The organism is Shewanella sp. T24-MNA-CIBAN-0130 (assembly GCF_040310185.1).
Classification (GTDB): domain Bacteria; phylum Pseudomonadota; class Gammaproteobacteria; order Enterobacterales; family Shewanellaceae; genus Shewanella; species Shewanella psychromarinicola.
The window spans coordinates 1-278 of record NZ_JBEOPP010000266.1 but is presented as its reverse complement, the minus strand read 5'-3'; the positions used below and the strand labels follow the sequence as shown (position 1 = coordinate 278).

Below are 278 nucleotides of genomic sequence, written 5' to 3'. Positions count from 1 at the left end.
AGTATGGCCCGTGAGCGGCTGGGTTGAGCTGCAGGCTGGTGATGAATGACTGAATACTGCAGTGACCGCACGCGATTCCATGGCATCATTTTTGGGCGTAGCGGTACCGTGGAGGTTGAGATAATCGATTTTTTCCGCAGCAATGTTGGCTTCTGCCAGGGCTTGTTGCATAGCGGCAATAGCACCTAATCCTTGCGGGTGTGGCGCTGAAATATGATGAGCATCGGCAGACTCGCCGATCCCCGCCAACATGACGTCACTTTGGCCACGCTCTAAAG

Annotated in this window: 1 pseudogene; it reads right to left on the bottom strand. The window is 54.3% G+C overall.

What is annotated here, in order from left to right:
• Window positions 1–278: pseudogene (locus AAEZ02_RS22325) on the bottom strand (beta-ketoacyl-[acyl-carrier-protein] synthase II); the annotation flags it as partial.